Source organism: Streptomyces sp. NPDC006551 (assembly GCF_040611675.1).
Classification (GTDB): domain Bacteria; phylum Actinomycetota; class Actinomycetes; order Streptomycetales; family Streptomycetaceae; genus Streptomyces.
Genome location: NZ_JBEXOT010000039.1, coordinates 32,032 through 46,263 on the forward strand (window position 1 = coordinate 32,032; position 14,232 = coordinate 46,263).

The window sequence follows — 14,232 nt, forward strand, 5'->3', positions numbered from 1 at the left end:
CCCTGCCAGGCCTACTCGGTCTTGAACCCCCGGTGAAGGGCCACGATCCCTCCGGTCAGGTTCCGCCAGGCCACCTGGGACCAGCCGGCCTTCCGCAGCAGCTGCGCGAGGGTCGGCTGGTCGGGCCAGGACTGGATGGACTCGGCGAGGTAGACGTACGCGTCCGGGTTGGAGGAGACCGCGCGGGCCACGGAGGGCAGGGCGCGCATCAGGTACTCCTCGTACACCGTGCGGAACGGAGCCCAGGTGGGGTGCGAGAACTCGCAGATCACCACCCGGCCGCCGGGCTTGGTCACCCGGTACAGCTCGCGCAGCGCCGCCTCGGTGTCCTGGATGTTGCGCAGCCCGAAGGAGATCGTCACCGCGTCGAAGACGTCGTCGCGGAACGGGAGTCGCATGCCGTCGCCGGCGGTGAAGGGCATCCAGGGGTGCCGCTTCTTGCCGACCTGGAGCATGCCGAGGGAGAAGTCGCAGGGCACGACGTACGCCCCGGCCCGGGCGAACGGCTGCGAGGAGGTCGCCGTCCCGGCGGCCAGGTCCAGGATCCGCTGAGCGGGCCGGGCGTCGACCGCCTTGGCGACCTCCTTGCGCCAGCGCCGGTCCTGCCCCAGCGAGAGCACGTCGTTGGTCAGGTCGTAGTTCGCCGCCACGTCGTCGAACATCGAGGCGACTTCGTGCGGCTGCTTGTCCAGGGATGCTCGGGTCACTGGCGTTCGGCCTCGCAGAATCGGGGTACGGGCGGGCGCCCCCATTGTCTCAGGCGGACGGCGCGGTCCACGTGCGGGGCATGCCGGTGCGCGGCGCGGGGTGTGGGGTGTGGGGTGCCGTGGGGGCCGGGGGCGGTACCGGCGGGACGCCAGGGGCAAGGGCGCGGCGGCGCGTCGGGGCCGGGGGTGGTGCGGGGCGGCTGCCGGAACCGGCGGGACGCCAGGGGCAAGGGCGCGGCGGCGCGTGGGAGGCGGGGACCGTCAGGCGATGTGCTCAGCGGGCGCGGCAGAGCAGGCGGCCGGGGTGCGGTGCGGTCAGCGGGCGCGGTAGAGCAGGCGGCCGCCGAGTACGGTCGCGACGCAGGTGGACGCGCCCCGGGTCACCAAGTCGGCCTCGTCCGCGACGTCGAAGACGGCCAGGTCGGCGAGGCCACCCACCGTCAGCGGGCCGTGCACGGTGCCGGGCAGGTCGTACCCCTCGACGAAGGGGTCGAGGTCGGGTCCGTCCCAGACGGGCGGGGCGAGCACCGGCGCCTTCGGCACCTCCCGCAGTCCCGCCCTCGCCACGGCCTGCCGCACCTCGGCCGGCCCGGCTCCGAGGCCGACATGCGTGGTGCCGTGCGCCAGCATCCGCTGGATGCCACGCCGCACGCTGCCCGCCATCCGGCCGGCATCCGGTGCGAGCGCGGCGAACGCCGGTCCCGAGACCGGTGCGGTGCCCAGCTCGTCCGCCTCGCGCGGATCGGGGTGGTACACCCTGGTCAGCAACCACAGCCCGTGCCACTGGCGAAGCCCCGGCGTCAGGACGCCCGGCCAGCGGCGTATCCGCGCGTCGGGATGGGCCGCCGCCACCTCCTCGTACGGACCGATCGCGGCGATCTCCGTGCCCCGCACGGCGACGGCGCCGCCCGGCACGGGTGCGCGCCCGCCGCCGGGCAGGACCAGGTCCGCCGCGTGAATCGTCAGCACGAAGGCGTCAGTTGGCGTTCAGGAGCTTCAGCTCCGGGTGCGCCGTGCCGCCCTCGAGCGCCGTGGAGGAGATGTGCGAGACGACCCGCTCGTCGACGGGGTCGTTCGCCGGGTCGTCGTGGACGAGGAGGTGCTCGTACGTCGTGGCGCGCTGCGCCGGGACCCGGCCCGCCTTGCGGATCAGGTCGATGATCTCCATGCGGTTCGAGCGGTGCTTGGCACCGGCCGAGGAGACGACGTTCTCCTCCAGCATGATCGAGCCCAGGTCGTCCGCGCCGTAGTGCAGCGACAGCTGGCCGGCCTCCTTGCCGACGGTCAGCCAGGAGCCCTGGATGTGGGCGATGTTGTCCATGAAGAGCCGCGCGACCGCGATCATCCGCAGGTACTCGAAGATCGTCGCCTGCGTACGGCCCTTGAGGTGGTTGTTCTCGGGCTGGTACGTGTACGGGATGAAGGCCCGGAAGCCGCCCGTCCGGTCCTGCACGTCACGGATCATCCGCAGGTGCTCGATCCGCTCGGCGTTCGTCTCGCCGGTGCCCATGAGCATCGTGGACGTGGACTCGACGCCCAGGTTGTGCGCGATCTCCATGATCTCCAGCCACCGCTCGCCGCTCTCCTTGAGCGGGGCGATCGCCTTGCGCGGCCGGGCCGGCAGCAGCTCGGCGCCCGCGCCGGCGAAGGAGTCGAGGCCGGCCGCGTGGATGCGCTGGATGGCCTCCTCGACCGACACCTTGGAGATCCGGGCCATGTGCTCGACCTCGGACGCGCCGAGGGAGTGGATGACCAGCTCCGGGAACTCCTTCTTGATGGCGGAGAAGTGCTGCTCGTAGTACTCGACGCCGTAGTCCGGGTGGTGCCCGCCCTGGAACATGATCTGCGTGCCGCCCAGCTCCACGGTCTCCGCGCAGCGGCGCAGGATGTCGTCGAGGTCGCGGGTCCAGCCCTTGGCGGTGTCCTTCGGCGGGGCGTAGAACGCGCAGAACTTGCACGCCGTGACACACACGTTGGTGTAGTTGATGTTCCGCTCGATGATGTACGTCGCGATGTGCTCCGTACCGGCGTACCGACGGCGGCGTACGGCGTCGGCGGCCGAACCCAGCGCGTGCAGCGGCGCCGAGCGGTACAGGTCGAGCGCCTCCTCGGGGGTGATCCGGCCACCCTCGGCGGCGCGGTCGAGGACGGACTGAAGGTCGGCCTTCTCGGTCACCGGGTGAGTCCCTTCGGAGGGTTGGAATCTGAAGGTGGGGCGCGTAGCGCCTCGGTTGGGGTGGTGGTGGGAGACGGGTGGGCGGACCGAACCAGCCTACGCCAGCGTTTCTCACGTCTTCCGCAGGGTGCCGGTCGGGCGGCCCGCGGCCTCCTCGTGGGATCGGTAGGCGAGGGTGCCGTCGGCATTGAGGGTGAGGGTGAAGGAGGAGGTGCCGCTAGTGCAGAGGCCGGCGGTGCCGGGGCGGTCGGGGTCGGTGCGGTCGGCGATGCGGAGTTCGCCGGCGGTGGCGGAGGTGAGCTTGCCGATGCCGTGACACTTCACGGTGGTGCCGAGCACGCTGATGACGTGGCTGGTGCGGACGACGTCCTCGCCGGGCCTCCCCTTGCCGATGACGGCGGTGAAGTCGCCGTGCGGGGAGCCGTTGCGCTCGGTGGTGGGGCCGGTCCAGGTCCCGAGGAAGGCGGGGGGCACGGAGCCCGCGGGAGCGGTGGCGGCGGGCGGGCTCGCGCTGGGGGTGTTCCCCGTCTTGTCGGCGTTGGTGTCACTGCGGCCGCCGGGCATCAGGTCGAAGAGGTACCCGGCGCCCAGGGTGACGCCGACGAGCGCGGCGGTGACGGTGATGGCGGCACTGCAACTGACCCGCCGCCCGGCGACGAAGGACAAGGAGAGGTTCCGCCCGGTCCGTGTGCCCGGCGCGGAAGCGTCGCGGGGGCCGGCGCCCGTGGTCGTCCCCGACTCGCCCGCCGGGCCGGAGCGGTCCCCCGGGCTGGTGGGGGACGCGCTCGGGAGTCCGGGGCCGGGGCCGGGCGCGGCGGGCCAGAGGCCCGGAGTCGGCTCCACCGGCGGGCCGAAGGCCCCCGGCGGCGCCACCGACGGTGCGGTGAACGGCACCGGTCCCGAGGCGTACGGATCGTCCGCGCGGGCGTCGACCGCGTCGGGAGACGGCCCCGCCGGACCGGGTCCGGGGCTGGAGACGTACCCGTCGGAAGACGGCACCGCCGTGTCCGGCCCGGGGCCCGACACGGAAGACGGCCCCGCCGCGCCGGAGCCGACCGCGCCCGAAGACCACCCCGCCGTGTCCGGCCCGGGACGCGAGCCGTGCGGCGCCGTGCCCGAGACCTGTGGGCCCGTCACCGGGGGCAGGGTCGTGCCTCCCGCGTCGGCCGGTTCCGCGTCCGCGTCCAGTTCCAGGAGGCGGACGGCCGTACGGCTCACCTCCTCCACCAAGGGCGCCGGCAGCCAGCCGGTCGCCACCAGGGCCGCCGGGCCCGTCGGGGCGAGGCGGGTCGCCACGGCGGCCGGGGTCGGGCGGGACGCGGGGTCCTTGGCCAGGCAGCCCGCCACCAGCTCCCGCAGCTCCCCCAGCGGGCCCAGCTCCGGCTCCTCGTGGACGACCTTGTAGAGGAGGGCCGCCGAGGTGTCACCGCGGAAGGGCGGGGTGCCGGTCGCCGCGTACGCGAGGACCGCGCCGAGCGAGAAGACGTCGGCGGCGGCCGTGGCGGCCCGGCCGAGGACCTGCTCGGGCGCCATGTAGCCGGGCGAGCCGATGGAGGCGCCGGTCGCGGTGAGGGACGCCGTCCCGTCGGTGGCGCGCGCGATGCCGAAGTCGATGAGCCGTGGCCCGTCGAGGGTGAGCAGCACGTTCGAAGGCTTCACGTCGCGGTGGACGAGCCCCAGCGCGTGGACGCCCGCCAGCGCCTCGGCGAGCCCGGCGCCCAGGGCCCGTACCGCCCGCTCGGGCAGCGGGCCGACGCGCGCCACGGCCCGGTCGAGGGTCGGGCCGGCCACGTAGCCGGTCGCCACCCACGGCACGGCGGCCTCCGGGTCGGCGTCCAGAACGGGCGCCGTCCACCGGCCACCGACCGTCCGCGCCGCCTCGACCTCGCGCCGGAACCGGGCCCTGAACTGGTCGTCCAGCGCGAAGTGCGGGTGCACGATCTTCACGGCGACGGTCCGGCCGCCCTCGTTGCGGGCGAGGTAGACGCGCCCCATGCCGCCGGATCCGAGTCTGCCGAGGATTCGGTAGCCGCCGATGGTCCTCGGTTCCCCTGCTTCGAGCGGCTGCATGTCTCCCCTTCTAGCAGCGCGGAGCCCTTCGTGGGCCGGATCACGACGATTCGGAACGGTACCGAGTCAACCGATCACCTCTCCCGCCCCTCCTTCCTTCCGTAATCACCCGTCGTGTCCCGAAGCACCCGGAGCCCCACCATGAAACGCCTGCCGACGCGCGCGTCGAAGCGCCTGCCCAGGATCGTCGCCGCCGCCCTCACCCTCGGTTCCGCGGCCGCTCTGGTCACCGGCTGTTCCGACGAGGGCGCGCCGCTCACCTTCGACACCCCGAGGGCGACGGCCACGGTCGAGGAGCCGGAGCGAACCCCGCGGCAGGCGCCCCGCGCGAGCGGCCCCGAAACGCTTCTCCCCACCGGTCCGGCGGCGAGTTTCACCACCGCCAACACCCTTGAGGACGGCACCAAGATCGGTGTCACCACGCTCCCGGGCGCGAAGTCCGGGTTCACGGGCAAGGTGTGGGTGTGGGCGCCGAAGCAGTATTTCGACCCCAAGTACGCCGACAGCGGCTTCCCCGTGCTCGTCGCCCTGCCGGGCGGAAAGGGTTATCCGACGAATTACTGGATGGGTACGGACCTCAAACTCCAGTCCAGCATCAGCCGGTGGTCGGAGGAGGGGAGGAGCCTTCCGTTCATCGTCGTGATGCCGGTTCTCAACCCGGACGACAAGTACTACTACGACGGCAGCGATATTCCGGGACAGCCGAAAATCGGCACCTGGCTGACCGAGGACGTGCCGGATTTCGTACGAGCCAATTTCCGTACGTTCAAGTCCCGTGACGGCTGGGCCTTCATGGGCTCGTCCTCGGGCGGCTTCGTCGGGCTGAAGTCCGTTCTCCAGCACCCGGACAAGTTCAAGGCCGTGATCGCGTCCGGGCCGGACACCGTCCCCGACTCGCCGCTGTGGGCCGGGCACGAGGCCGAGCGGCAGGCGAACAACCCGGAGAAGCTCGCCAAGGCGCTCGGCGCGAAGCCGGACACCAAGGCGAACGAGACGTTCCTGGCGTTCCAGATCGGCACCAAGGAGTCCGGCATGGCCCGGCTCAAGGCGTTCATGAAGAACTACACCAAGGGGCCGGTGAAGACCCGCCTCCAGGTCATCCAGGGCGGCGGGCACAACGCCAAGACCTACATGCGGGGCATGGAGGAGGGCTCGATCGCCTGGATCAGCAAGCACATGCAGGGCCCGATACCCGCACCGTGAGGGCCGGGGGCACCCCTAGCGGGCGGCGCCGAGCAGCTCCACCCGTACGTCCGCCGGGAAGCCGGTCGTCGGGCCGGTCCGGCGGGCGAACTCACGGACACCGGCCAGTTGCTCGGGTCCGAAGCGGAAGTCCAGCGTCCGGAAGTACCGCTCCAGGAGCTCCGCGTCGAAGGACTCCCAGCGGGCCGCCTGCTCGGCGACCTTCGTGACCTCGACCAGCGAGAGATCGCGCGAGGCCAGGAACGCCTCGTGCACCTCGCGGACCGTCCCCGGCTCGCGGGCGAGATAGTCCTTGCGCACCGCCCACACCGCGAAGACGAACGGAAGGCCCGTCCACTCCTTCCACATCAGCCCCAGGTCATGGACCTGGAGGCCGAGCCGGGGGGCGTCGTGCAGCGAGGCCCGCAGGGCGGCGTCGCCGATCAGGACGGCGGCGTCCGCCTCCAGCATCATCTGCCCCAGGTCGGGCGGGCACGTGTAGTAGTCGGGCTGTACGCCGTACCGCTCGGCGAGCAGCAGCTGCGCCAGGCGTACGGAGGTGCGGGAGGTGGACCCGAGCGCGACCCGCGCCCCGTCCAGCCGCTCCAGCGGACGCTGGGAGACGATCACGCAGGACATCACGGGACCGTCGCACCCCACGGCGATGTCCGGCAGCGCGACGAGATCGTCCGCGTTGCGGAGGTATTCGACGAGGGTGACGGGGCCGATGTCGAGGTCACCGCGCACCAGCCGCTCGCTGAGCTTCTCCGGGGTGTCCTTCGTCAGGTCCAGGTCGAGAAGCGTTCCGGTGCGGGCCAGGCCCCAGTAGAGGGGCAGGCAGTTCAGGAACTGGATGTGTCCGACGCGGGGCCGGCTGCGCTGGTGGTCGTCGGTTGCATTGTCCACAACGCGAGGCTAGCCCCGTCTCGTACGGTGGACATCGCCGGGGCGGGGCCTCGGCGCGTCAGTACAGGGGAAACCCTTCAAACATGCGAGTGACGTGATCTTTCCCTCTAGTGCGAGGCGCACCCTGCGTGCTACGCTCGTCGCAAGTTGCAGTTTGGTTTCCCTTGCAGTACAGAGCCTGCGGAGCATGTGACCCGCAGGCTTTTGTAGTTTTCAGACTTCTTTGCAGGTTCTGGAGCAGGGCAACCCTTTGGCCCAAGGAGGGCTTATGGCTACCGGAACCGTCAAGTGGTTCAACGCTGAAAAGGGCTTCGGCTTCATCGCCCAGGACGGCGGCGGCCCGGATGTCTTCGTCCACTACTCCGCGATCAACGCCTCTGGCTTCCGCTCCCTCGAGGAGAACCAGATGGTGAACTTCGACGTCACGCAGGGTCCGAAGGGCCCGCAGGCGGAGAACGTCACCCCGGCCTAAGTTGCCCGGGTCGGCGATCGCGCACGGCTAGAGAAGTACCCAAGGAGCCCCGCTCCGCGCCTTCGGGCACGAGCGGGGCTCCTGCCTTTTACGCTGGACACATGACCGAACGCAAACCGCCCGGCGTCAGCTTCGAGTCATTCGTGGACAAGCAGATCCGCGAGGCCGAGGAGCGGGGCGAATTCCGGCGGCTGGCCGGCTTCGGACGGCCCCTCGACGACGACCGCGCTCCCTACGACGAGCTGTGGTGGATCAAGGGCAAGATGCACCGCGAGGGCGCGTCCGTCCTGCCCCCCTCGCTCGCCCTCCGCAAGGAGGCCGAGAACGCGGCGGAGGCGGTCGGCCGGGCCGTCTCGGAGACCCAGGTCCGCCGCATCCTCACCGAGATCAACAAGAAGATCACCGAGGCGCTGAAGCGCCCACCGGCGGGGCCGCCGCTGCACCTGAAGCCGTTCGACGTCGAGGCGACGGTCGAGAAGTGGCGGGCGGAACGCGGAGGGCCTGCCGGGTGACCGGTGAGGCCGCTGCGGGCTGCGGGAGGCGGGCTGCGGGCTGCGGGCTGCTGCAGTGTCCTTCCCGGCCGCCGAGAAGGCGGCCGACCGCTCCGCCGACCGCTCCGGCCGACGTACCGGCCTCCTCGCTCCGGACCGCGGGCCGCTCGCCCTTTCGTGCGAGCAGCCCGCAAGATCTCGTTCATGACCAAGATCTCGTCCATGACGACGACCGACGACACACGATTCCTTCTCGGTGGCGATCTCCCGGTGGCCCGGATGGGCTTCGGCGCCATGCGGCTGCCGGCCCGGGGATGGGAGGGCCCGGCGAACGACCCGGAGACGGCGGTGAAGGTGCTGCGGCGCGCCGTCGAGCTGGGCGTGAACCACATCGACACCGCGTGGTTCTACTTCCACGAGGACATCGCCGCCAACGACCTGATCCGCAAGGCCCTCCACCCCTACGCCGACGACCTGGTGATCGCGGCCAAGGTCGGCCCGGGGCGGAACCCGGACGGCAGCTGGATGGATCCGGCCGACCCGCGCAAGCTCCAGGACGACGTCCACCGCTCGCTGCGCGAACTCGGACGGGACCATCTGGACCTGGTCTATCTGCGACTGCTGCCGTCCCAGCGGGCCACGGGCCCGACGGCCGAGCTGTTCGGCGCGCTCGCCGAGCTGCGCGAGCAGGGCCTGATACGGCACCTCGGCATCAGCAACGTGACCACCGCCCACCTCGACCAGGCCCTGCGGACGGCCCCCGTCGCCGCCGTGCAGAACCTGTACGCGGTCACCCACCGCCCCGAGCCGGCGGTCCTCGACGCCTGCACCGAGCGGGGCATCGCCTACGTGCCGTTCTTCTCCCTCGACCCGCTCGGCCGTCCGGAGCCCGTCGACACGCTCGCCCGGATCGCCGCACGGCACGACGCCTCCACCGCGCAGGTGAAACTGGCCTGGCTCCTGGCCCAGTCCCCGGCCGTTCTGCCCATCCCCGGCACCTCATCGGTGGCCCACTTGGAGGAGAACATCGCGGCGGCCGGCCTCCGCCTCGACGACGAGGCCCTGGCCGAGCTGAACGCGCTGACGGATGACCCGATCGACGAGGAGTGACTGACGTGAAGAGTGCCGACCTGCTGCTGGATCTGTTCGGACGCGTCAAGGACGCGGTGTACGAGGCCGTCGAGGGTCTGGCGGAGGAGGAGCTGGCGGTCAGGGTCGACGAGGACGCGAACTCGATCGCCTGGCTCGTCTGGCACCTGACCCGGATCCAGGACGACCACATCGCCGGAGCCTTCGGCACCGAACAGGTGTGGACCGCCGACGGCTGGGCGTCCCGCTTCGGCCTCCCGTTCCCGAAGAACGCCACCGGCTACGGCCACTCCAGCAAGCAGGTCGGCCAGGTCCGCACCCCGGCGGAGCTGCTGCTCGGCTACTACGACGCCGTGCACGAGCGGTCCCTCGAACACCTCCGGTCCGTGACCAACGCGGACCTGGACCGGGTCGTCGACGAGTCCTGGGACCCGCCGGTCACCCTGGGCGTCCGCCTGGTGAGCGTGATCGCGGAGGAGAACCAGCACGCGGGGCAGGCGGCCTACGTACGGGGGCTGGTGGAGCGCCGGACCTCGTAAGCCCGGCCGGCACCGCGGACCGTACGGCGACGCTCACGGCACCCACCCACCGTCCGGGACCGGGAGCGTCGCCCAGACCGTCTTGCCGACGCAGCGAGCCTTGACGCCCCACGCGGTGGCCAGGGCCGAGACCAGCAGCAGCCCGTAACCGCCCTCGTCCGGTACGGAGACGGGCTCGGGCTCCCGCTCGCCGCGGGCGTCGGAGACCTCGACCCGGAGGTGGTCGGCGGCCAGGACCAGGCGCACCTCGAAGTCGCGGCCCGGGACGCGGCCGTGGGTGACCGCGTTGTTGGCCAGCTCGGCGACGACCAGTTCGGCCGCCTCGGTGGTGGCGACCCCCCACTCATGGAGCTGCTGCACGGCGAGGAGACGGGCGAGGCGGGCGCCACGGCGGGTGGCGGAGAGGCGCTGCGCGAACTCACCGGTTGGGGTGGAGATTTCGGACTTCATGGGGTCGAGCCTGGCGCCTCGGCCGTACGCTGACCAGCGACGACGGCACGACGCTGAGTAGTGGTACGAGCACGCCCAGAAGGCGGTACGGATGTCGGGGAACCGGGAGGAACGGCCGGAACGGCCGTCCGAAGTCGACGGTACGGCGCACCTGTTCAGTGCGCTCGGGAAGATCATCAAGGCCCTGCGGAGGAACGCGGGCCTGAGCCAGGCGGAGCTGGCGGAGGCCACGCACTGTAGCGAGGACCTGGTCTCGTCGGTAGAACGCGGGGTGCGAACACCCCAACCGGACTTCCTGCTGCGGGCGGACCGGGCGCTGGGGGCCGGGGGTGTGCTCGCGGCGGCGGTGGACGACGTCCGGGAGGCGCTGGCGCGGGCGAGGACGCGGCACCCGGACTGGTTCCGGGACTTCGCGAAGGCGGAGGCGGAGGCGTTGGCGCTGCACTACTACGAGGTGCAGGCGGTGCCGGGCCTGCTGCAGACACCGGCTTATGCCCGGGCGGTGTTCCGCCACCGCCGCCCGTTGTACGACGAGGAGACCATCGAGAAGCGGGTGGCCGACCGCCTGGCACGCCAGGTGATCCTCGAAAAATGGCCTGCCCCCACGATCAGCTTCGTGATCGAGGAAGCCGCATTGCGCCGCCCCATGGGTGGGCGGGACGCGTTTGGGGAACAACTGCGTCGCATCATCGAGATCGCCAAGCTCCGCACGGTCCACCTTCAGTTGATGCCGACCGAGCGGGAGGAACATCCCTCCCTAGGTGGTTCGTTCACGCTGCTGACCCCTCGCGGGCGCCGGGAAGTCGCGTACACCGAGATCTACGGGCACGCCCGTCTGATCACCGACCCGGAAGAGGTGCGCATGTACACCGAGCGCTATGGGATCATCCGGGCGCAGGCACTCACGCCCCACGAGTCCCTGGCCGCAATCGAGAAGATGCTGGGAGAGCGATGAACACCACCGAGCTGGCCTGGTTCAAGAGCAGCTACAGCGACGGCGAAGGCGGCAACTGCATCGAAGTCGCCTATCACTGGCGCAAGTCCAGCTACAGCAGCTCGGAAGGCGGCAACTGCGTCGAGGTCGCCGCCCACCCCACCACCGTCCACGTCCGCGACTCCAAGAACCCGCACGGACCCCAGCTCGCCGTCGCACCCTCCGCCTGGGCGGCGTTCGTGGCCGTAGCGTCCGCTGCGTGACCAGTAGGAACTTCGTACTCTTCGACGTCGACGGCACCCTCATGGACGCCGTCGCCAACCAGCGGCGCGTCTGGCGCACCTGGGCCGCGCGGTACGGGCTCGACGGGGACGAGGTGTACGCCGTCGCGCTCCGCACCCGCCCCGTCGAGACCTTCGCCGCCGTCGTGCCGGAGCGCGATCCGGCCGAGTGCCTGGCGTTGCTCCACGAGCTGGAGGACGAGGACGTACGCACGGGCTCGTACGCGGCCTTCGACGGGGCGGCGGAGCTGCTCGCCGCCCTGCCGGACGGCCGGTGGGCCCTGGTGACGTCGAACTACGAACACCGGGTGCGGGGCCGGTTCGAGCGGACCGGGCTGCCGCTGCCCCACCTCGTCGTGGACGCGGCGTCCGTCTCCGAGGGCAAGCCGTCCCCGGCTCCGTACCTCCTCGCCGCCGAGAAGCTCGGCGCCTCGCCCGCCGACTGTCTGGTGATCGAGGACGCGCCCTCCGGCGTCCGCTCCGGGCTCGACGCCGGGATGACCGTCTGGACGGTGAACACGCCCCTCCCGGCCGAGGGATCCCACCGCCACTTCACGACCTTGTCCGCAGCGGCCCCCGAGATCCTGGCCTTCGCCGCGTCGGCGAGTGAGGCGCCCTACGGGGTGACGACCGCGCCGTCGTAGACGTTGCCCGGGGTGGCGACCGCCGTGATCGCCCGGGCGAGAAGCGTGGACGGCTCCTTGCCCTGGCTGTCGATGTCCGTGTTGATCATGATGACGAGGGTGGCCTTCTGCGAGGGCAGATAGACGGTGACGGTCTCGTAGCCCGGGATCGAGCCGTTGTGCCCGAGCCATCCGTTGGTCTCGAAGATCCCGAGGCCGTAGGTGGTGCCGGGGAAGCCGGTCGGCAGCGTCTTGAGCCGCTGTGCCTGGGTCTTGGGGCTGAGCAGTTCCCCGGTGGCGAGGATCTTGGCCCAGCGGTGCAGGTCGTGCAGGTTGGAGATCATCGCCCCGGCCGCCCACGCCCAGCTCGGGTTCCACTCCGTGGCGTCCGCGACCGCACCGCTCAGGGTCTGGTCGGTGTAGCCCCGCGCGTGCGGCTCGGGGAACTCGGCGCCCTTCGGGAAGAGCGTGTGGCGCAGCTGAGCCGGGCGGAGCACCCGCTTGTGGATGAAGTCGGCGAGCTTGTGCCCGCTGACCTTCTCGATCACCAGGCCGAGCAGGACGAGGTTGGAGTTGGAGTACTGGAACCGCTGACCGGGCGCGAAGGTGTTCGGGTGCCTGAAGCCGTACGCGAGCGATTCCCACGGGGTGAAGGTGCGCCGGGGGTCGCTCAACAGGTCGCGGGTGAAGTCCGGGTCCGAGGTGTACGGGAACAGTCCGCTGCGCATCTCGGCGAGGTGGCGCAGCGTGATCCGGTGTCCGTTCGGCACGCCGAGGATGTACTTCGAGATCGGGTCGTCCAGCCGGACGCGGCGGTCGTCCACGAGCTGGAGCAGCGCGGTGACCGTGAAGGTCTTGGTCTCGCTGCCGATCCGGACGAAGGTGTCGGCGAACATCGGCTTGCGGGTGGCGGTGTCGGCGACGCCGGACGCGCGGACGTAGCATCCCTTGCCCGGCATCCACAGTCCGACGACCGCACCCGGGATCCCCGCCTGCCGGCGGACGTCCTCGATCGTCTTGTCCAGCCGGGCGGTCAGCTCGGGGCTGAACCCGTCCCGATGGCAGTCGTCCTCGTCGTACCGGTCGGTGCTCGCGGCGGTCGCGGCGTGGACGTTCGTGGCGGGGGCCGCCGTCATCGGGATCAGTACGGCCGCCGCGAGCAGTGCTGCGGCGAACAGTCGGCGGTGGGGGGTACGTCGTCGCACGTCGGGGTGCCTTTCCAGGTCACGGGCTCGGAGGCGGCATGACCACCGGTACCCGTTACGGAGATCCCCGCCCGGCGCACATCGGCGAGTCCACTCGTTCGGAGCCGCGATGGTGACCGACCCCTGATCACGACCGTCGCGGTCTGAACACCGGGACCTGGAGTTCACCCTCCGCCCGGAACGTGACCTCCAGGTCCATCCCGACGCGCAATTCCCCCTCCGCGCAGTCCACCACCTCGGTCATCATCCGCGGGCCCTCCGCCAGGTCCACCACCGCCGCCACGTACGGGACCCGTCCGCCGAACGGCGGGAGGTCGTTCCGGTGGACGACGGACCAGGTGTAGAGCGTCGCGCGGCCGGTCGCCGTCTCCCACTCCACGTCGTCGCTCCAGCAGAAGGGGCAGAACTCGCGGGGGTAGTGGTGCGCCCGGCCGCAGGCGGCGCACCTTCTCAGCAGCAGGCGGCCCTCGGCGGCCGCGTCCCAGTAGGCGCGGGTGAAGGCGTCCACGTCCGGCGTGGCGGCGGTCATCGGAAGAGTCCGATCGCGTGGTCGAGGGACCAGGTCTGCCAGGACATGGCGAAGAGGGCGACCAGGGAGATCAGCGCCATCATCGCGTTCTGTCCCTGCTCGGCCCAGTCGTGGATCATCAGGACGAGGTAGAGGAGGTTGAGGAGCAGGCCGCCGGCCAGCGCCACGGGTGTCAGGAATCCGAGGACCAGGCCGAGGCCGAGGGCGAGTTCGGCGTGGACGACGACGTACGCCGTCAGCTTCGGGCGTGGGGCGACGACCTTGTCGAAGCCCGTCCGCACCGCCCGCCAGCGGTGCTCGGCCGCCACGTCCGCCGCCCAGGCGATGCCCGTGCCGCGCTCGAACCAGCCCTTCCTGTCCTTGTGGCGCCAGCTCTCCAGCCACCACAGGCCGAGGCCGATCCGGAGGACGGCGAGCCATTCCGCGCCGGTGAGCCAGATGGTCTGCATCTCTTCCGGACTCCTCCGCGACGACATATCTGACGGTACGTCAGTTCAGCGGACTTCACACCGTCCGCGCAAGCCCCTTGCACGCGTGACCATTTCGCAACCGAACCCCCTCTTGACCGAGACCCAACA

General features: G+C 71.3%; 17 protein-coding genes. 8 read left to right on the forward strand and 9 right to left on the reverse strand.

Features of this window, described 5'->3' with window-relative positions:
* Nucleotides 1-11: 11 nt before the first annotated feature.
* The 4 genes from ABZY12_RS27115 to ABZY12_RS27130 all read right to left on the reverse strand — a co-directional run bounded on the left by ABZY12_RS27115 (nucleotide 12) and on the right by ABZY12_RS27130 (nucleotide 4,953).
* Nucleotides 12-707, reverse strand: a complete 696-nt coding sequence (locus ABZY12_RS27115) for a demethylmenaquinone methyltransferase (protein ID WP_356894735.1) — start codon at nucleotides 705-707, stop codon at nucleotides 12-14.
* A 315-nt stretch (nucleotides 708-1,022) separates the two neighbouring features.
* Complete coding sequence (locus ABZY12_RS27120) at nucleotides 1,023-1,676, reverse strand: hypothetical protein (protein WP_356894737.1); 654 nt, start codon at nucleotides 1,674-1,676, stop codon at nucleotides 1,023-1,025.
* A gap of 7 nt (nucleotides 1,677-1,683) precedes the next feature.
* Entirely contained in the window at nucleotides 1,684-2,883 is a 1,200-nt protein-coding gene (gene mqnC, locus ABZY12_RS27125) for a cyclic dehypoxanthinyl futalosine synthase (RefSeq protein ID WP_356894739.1), read from the reverse strand.
* A 111-nt stretch (nucleotides 2,884-2,994) separates the two neighbouring features.
* Nucleotides 2,995-4,953, reverse strand: a complete 1,959-nt coding sequence (locus ABZY12_RS27130) for a protein kinase (protein ID WP_356894741.1) — start codon at nucleotides 4,951-4,953, stop codon at nucleotides 2,995-2,997.
* Between the two features lie 141 nt (nucleotides 4,954-5,094).
* Between ABZY12_RS27130 and ABZY12_RS27135 the strand changes: the two genes are divergently transcribed.
* Nucleotides 5,095-6,156 (forward strand): alpha/beta fold hydrolase, encoded by a 1,062-nt coding sequence (locus ABZY12_RS27135; protein WP_356894743.1) that lies wholly within the window; start codon nucleotides 5,095-5,097, stop codon nucleotides 6,154-6,156.
* Between the two features lie 15 nt (nucleotides 6,157-6,171).
* On the opposite strand, the gene ABZY12_RS27140 is transcribed toward ABZY12_RS27135, so the two are convergent.
* Nucleotides 6,172-7,041 carry a menaquinone biosynthesis protein gene (locus ABZY12_RS27140; protein WP_356894745.1) on the reverse strand — a complete coding sequence of 290 codons (870 nt, stop codon included), beginning with the start codon at nucleotides 7,039-7,041 and terminating at the stop codon, nucleotides 6,172-6,174.
* A 268-nt stretch (nucleotides 7,042-7,309) separates the two neighbouring features.
* On the opposite strand from ABZY12_RS27140, the gene ABZY12_RS27145 reads away from it, so the two are divergent.
* The 4 genes from ABZY12_RS27145 to ABZY12_RS27160 all read left to right on the forward strand — a co-directional run bounded on the left by ABZY12_RS27145 (nucleotide 7,310) and on the right by ABZY12_RS27160 (nucleotide 9,632).
* Nucleotides 7,310-7,513 carry a cold-shock protein gene (locus tag ABZY12_RS27145; protein WP_030162033.1) on the forward strand — a complete coding sequence of 68 codons (204 nt, stop codon included), beginning with the start codon at nucleotides 7,310-7,312 and terminating at the stop codon, nucleotides 7,511-7,513.
* A gap of 101 nt (nucleotides 7,514-7,614) precedes the next feature.
* Nucleotides 7,615-8,025 carry a DUF1992 domain-containing protein gene (locus ABZY12_RS27150; RefSeq protein ID WP_356894747.1) on the forward strand — a complete coding sequence of 137 codons (411 nt, stop codon included), beginning with the start codon at nucleotides 7,615-7,617 and terminating at the stop codon, nucleotides 8,023-8,025.
* 183 nt (nucleotides 8,026-8,208) lie between these two features.
* Nucleotides 8,209-9,114, forward strand: a complete 906-nt coding sequence (locus tag ABZY12_RS27155; protein WP_356894749.1) for an oxidoreductase — start codon at nucleotides 8,209-8,211, stop codon at nucleotides 9,112-9,114.
* Nucleotides 9,115-9,119: 5 nt separating this feature from the next.
* On the forward strand, nucleotides 9,120-9,632 hold the full coding sequence (locus tag ABZY12_RS27160; protein ID WP_356894751.1) for a DUF664 domain-containing protein: 513 nt from the start codon (nucleotides 9,120-9,122) through the stop codon (nucleotides 9,630-9,632).
* A gap of 33 nt (nucleotides 9,633-9,665) precedes the next feature.
* Here the strand turns inward: ABZY12_RS27160 and ABZY12_RS27165 are convergent, their stop codons facing one another.
* On the reverse strand, nucleotides 9,666-10,082 hold the full coding sequence (locus ABZY12_RS27165) for an ATP-binding protein (RefSeq protein ID WP_356894753.1): 417 nt from the start codon (nucleotides 10,080-10,082) through the stop codon (nucleotides 9,666-9,668).
* A gap of 91 nt (nucleotides 10,083-10,173) precedes the next feature.
* On the opposite strand from ABZY12_RS27165, the gene ABZY12_RS27170 reads away from it, so the two are divergent.
* Genes ABZY12_RS27170 through ABZY12_RS27180 form a run of 3 tightly spaced genes read left to right on the forward strand, consistent with a single transcriptional unit; the run spans nucleotide 10,174 to nucleotide 11,941 of the window.
* Nucleotides 10,174-11,037, forward strand: a complete 864-nt coding sequence (locus tag ABZY12_RS27170) for a helix-turn-helix transcriptional regulator (RefSeq protein ID WP_356894755.1) — start codon at nucleotides 10,174-10,176, stop codon at nucleotides 11,035-11,037.
* On the forward strand, nucleotides 11,034-11,279 hold the full coding sequence (locus tag ABZY12_RS27175; protein WP_356894757.1) for a DUF397 domain-containing protein: 246 nt from the start codon (nucleotides 11,034-11,036) through the stop codon (nucleotides 11,277-11,279). The genes ABZY12_RS27170 and ABZY12_RS27175 overlap by 4 nt, the downstream gene beginning before the upstream one ends.
* On the forward strand, nucleotides 11,276-11,941 hold the full coding sequence (locus ABZY12_RS27180; RefSeq protein ID WP_356894759.1) for an HAD-IA family hydrolase: 666 nt from the start codon (nucleotides 11,276-11,278) through the stop codon (nucleotides 11,939-11,941). Before ABZY12_RS27175 ends, ABZY12_RS27180 begins: the two co-directional genes overlap by 4 nt.
* Here the strand turns inward: ABZY12_RS27180 and ABZY12_RS27185 are convergent.
* The 3 genes from ABZY12_RS27185 to ABZY12_RS27195 form a co-directional block, all read right to left on the reverse strand.
* Nucleotides 11,914-13,125 (reverse strand): serine hydrolase domain-containing protein, encoded by a 1,212-nt coding sequence (locus tag ABZY12_RS27185; protein WP_356894761.1) that lies wholly within the window; start codon nucleotides 13,123-13,125, stop codon nucleotides 11,914-11,916. The two genes, ABZY12_RS27180 and ABZY12_RS27185, sit on opposite strands and share 28 nt — an antisense overlap.
* A 127-nt stretch (nucleotides 13,126-13,252) precedes the next feature.
* Complete coding sequence (locus ABZY12_RS27190; RefSeq protein WP_356894763.1) at nucleotides 13,253-13,654, reverse strand: Zn-ribbon domain-containing OB-fold protein; 402 nt, start codon at nucleotides 13,652-13,654, stop codon at nucleotides 13,253-13,255.
* Nucleotides 13,651-14,103: a DoxX family protein gene (locus tag ABZY12_RS27195; protein ID WP_356894765.1), complete on the reverse strand. Its 453-nt coding sequence runs from the start codon at nucleotides 14,101-14,103 to the stop codon at nucleotides 13,651-13,653. Before ABZY12_RS27195 ends, ABZY12_RS27190 begins: the two co-directional genes overlap by 4 nt.
* Nucleotides 14,104-14,232: the final 129 nt, after the last annotated feature.

What these genes read in the sequence shown, in the direction of transcription:
- ABZY12_RS27195 (WP_356894765.1), bottom strand. Translation starts at nt 14,103, where the DNA reads ATGCAGACCATCTGGCTCACCGGCGCGGAATGGCTCGCCGTCCTCCGG.
- ABZY12_RS27165 (WP_356894753.1), bottom strand. Translation starts at nt 10,082, where the DNA reads ATGAAGTCCGAAATCTCCACCCCAACCGGTGAGTTCGCGCAGCGCCTC.
- ABZY12_RS27190 (WP_356894763.1), bottom strand. Translation starts at nt 13,654, where the DNA reads ATGACCGCCGCCACGCCGGACGTGGACGCCTTCACCCGCGCCTACTGG.
- ABZY12_RS27130 (WP_356894741.1), bottom strand. Translation starts at nt 4,953, where the DNA reads ATGCAGCCGCTCGAAGCAGGGGAACCGAGGACCATCGGCGGCTACCGA.
- ABZY12_RS27145 (WP_030162033.1), top strand. Translation starts at nt 7,310, where the DNA reads ATGGCTACCGGAACCGTCAAGTGGTTCAACGCTGAAAAGGGCTTCGGC.
- ABZY12_RS27175 (WP_356894757.1), top strand. Translation starts at nt 11,034, where the DNA reads ATGAACACCACCGAGCTGGCCTGGTTCAAGAGCAGCTACAGCGACGGC.
- ABZY12_RS27155 (WP_356894749.1), top strand. Translation starts at nt 8,209, where the DNA reads ATGACCAAGATCTCGTCCATGACGACGACCGACGACACACGATTCCTT.
- ABZY12_RS27170 (WP_356894755.1), top strand. Translation starts at nt 10,174, where the DNA reads ATGTCGGGGAACCGGGAGGAACGGCCGGAACGGCCGTCCGAAGTCGAC.
- ABZY12_RS27135 (WP_356894743.1), top strand. Translation starts at nt 5,095, where the DNA reads ATGAAACGCCTGCCGACGCGCGCGTCGAAGCGCCTGCCCAGGATCGTC.
- ABZY12_RS27150 (WP_356894747.1), top strand. Translation starts at nt 7,615, where the DNA reads ATGACCGAACGCAAACCGCCCGGCGTCAGCTTCGAGTCATTCGTGGAC.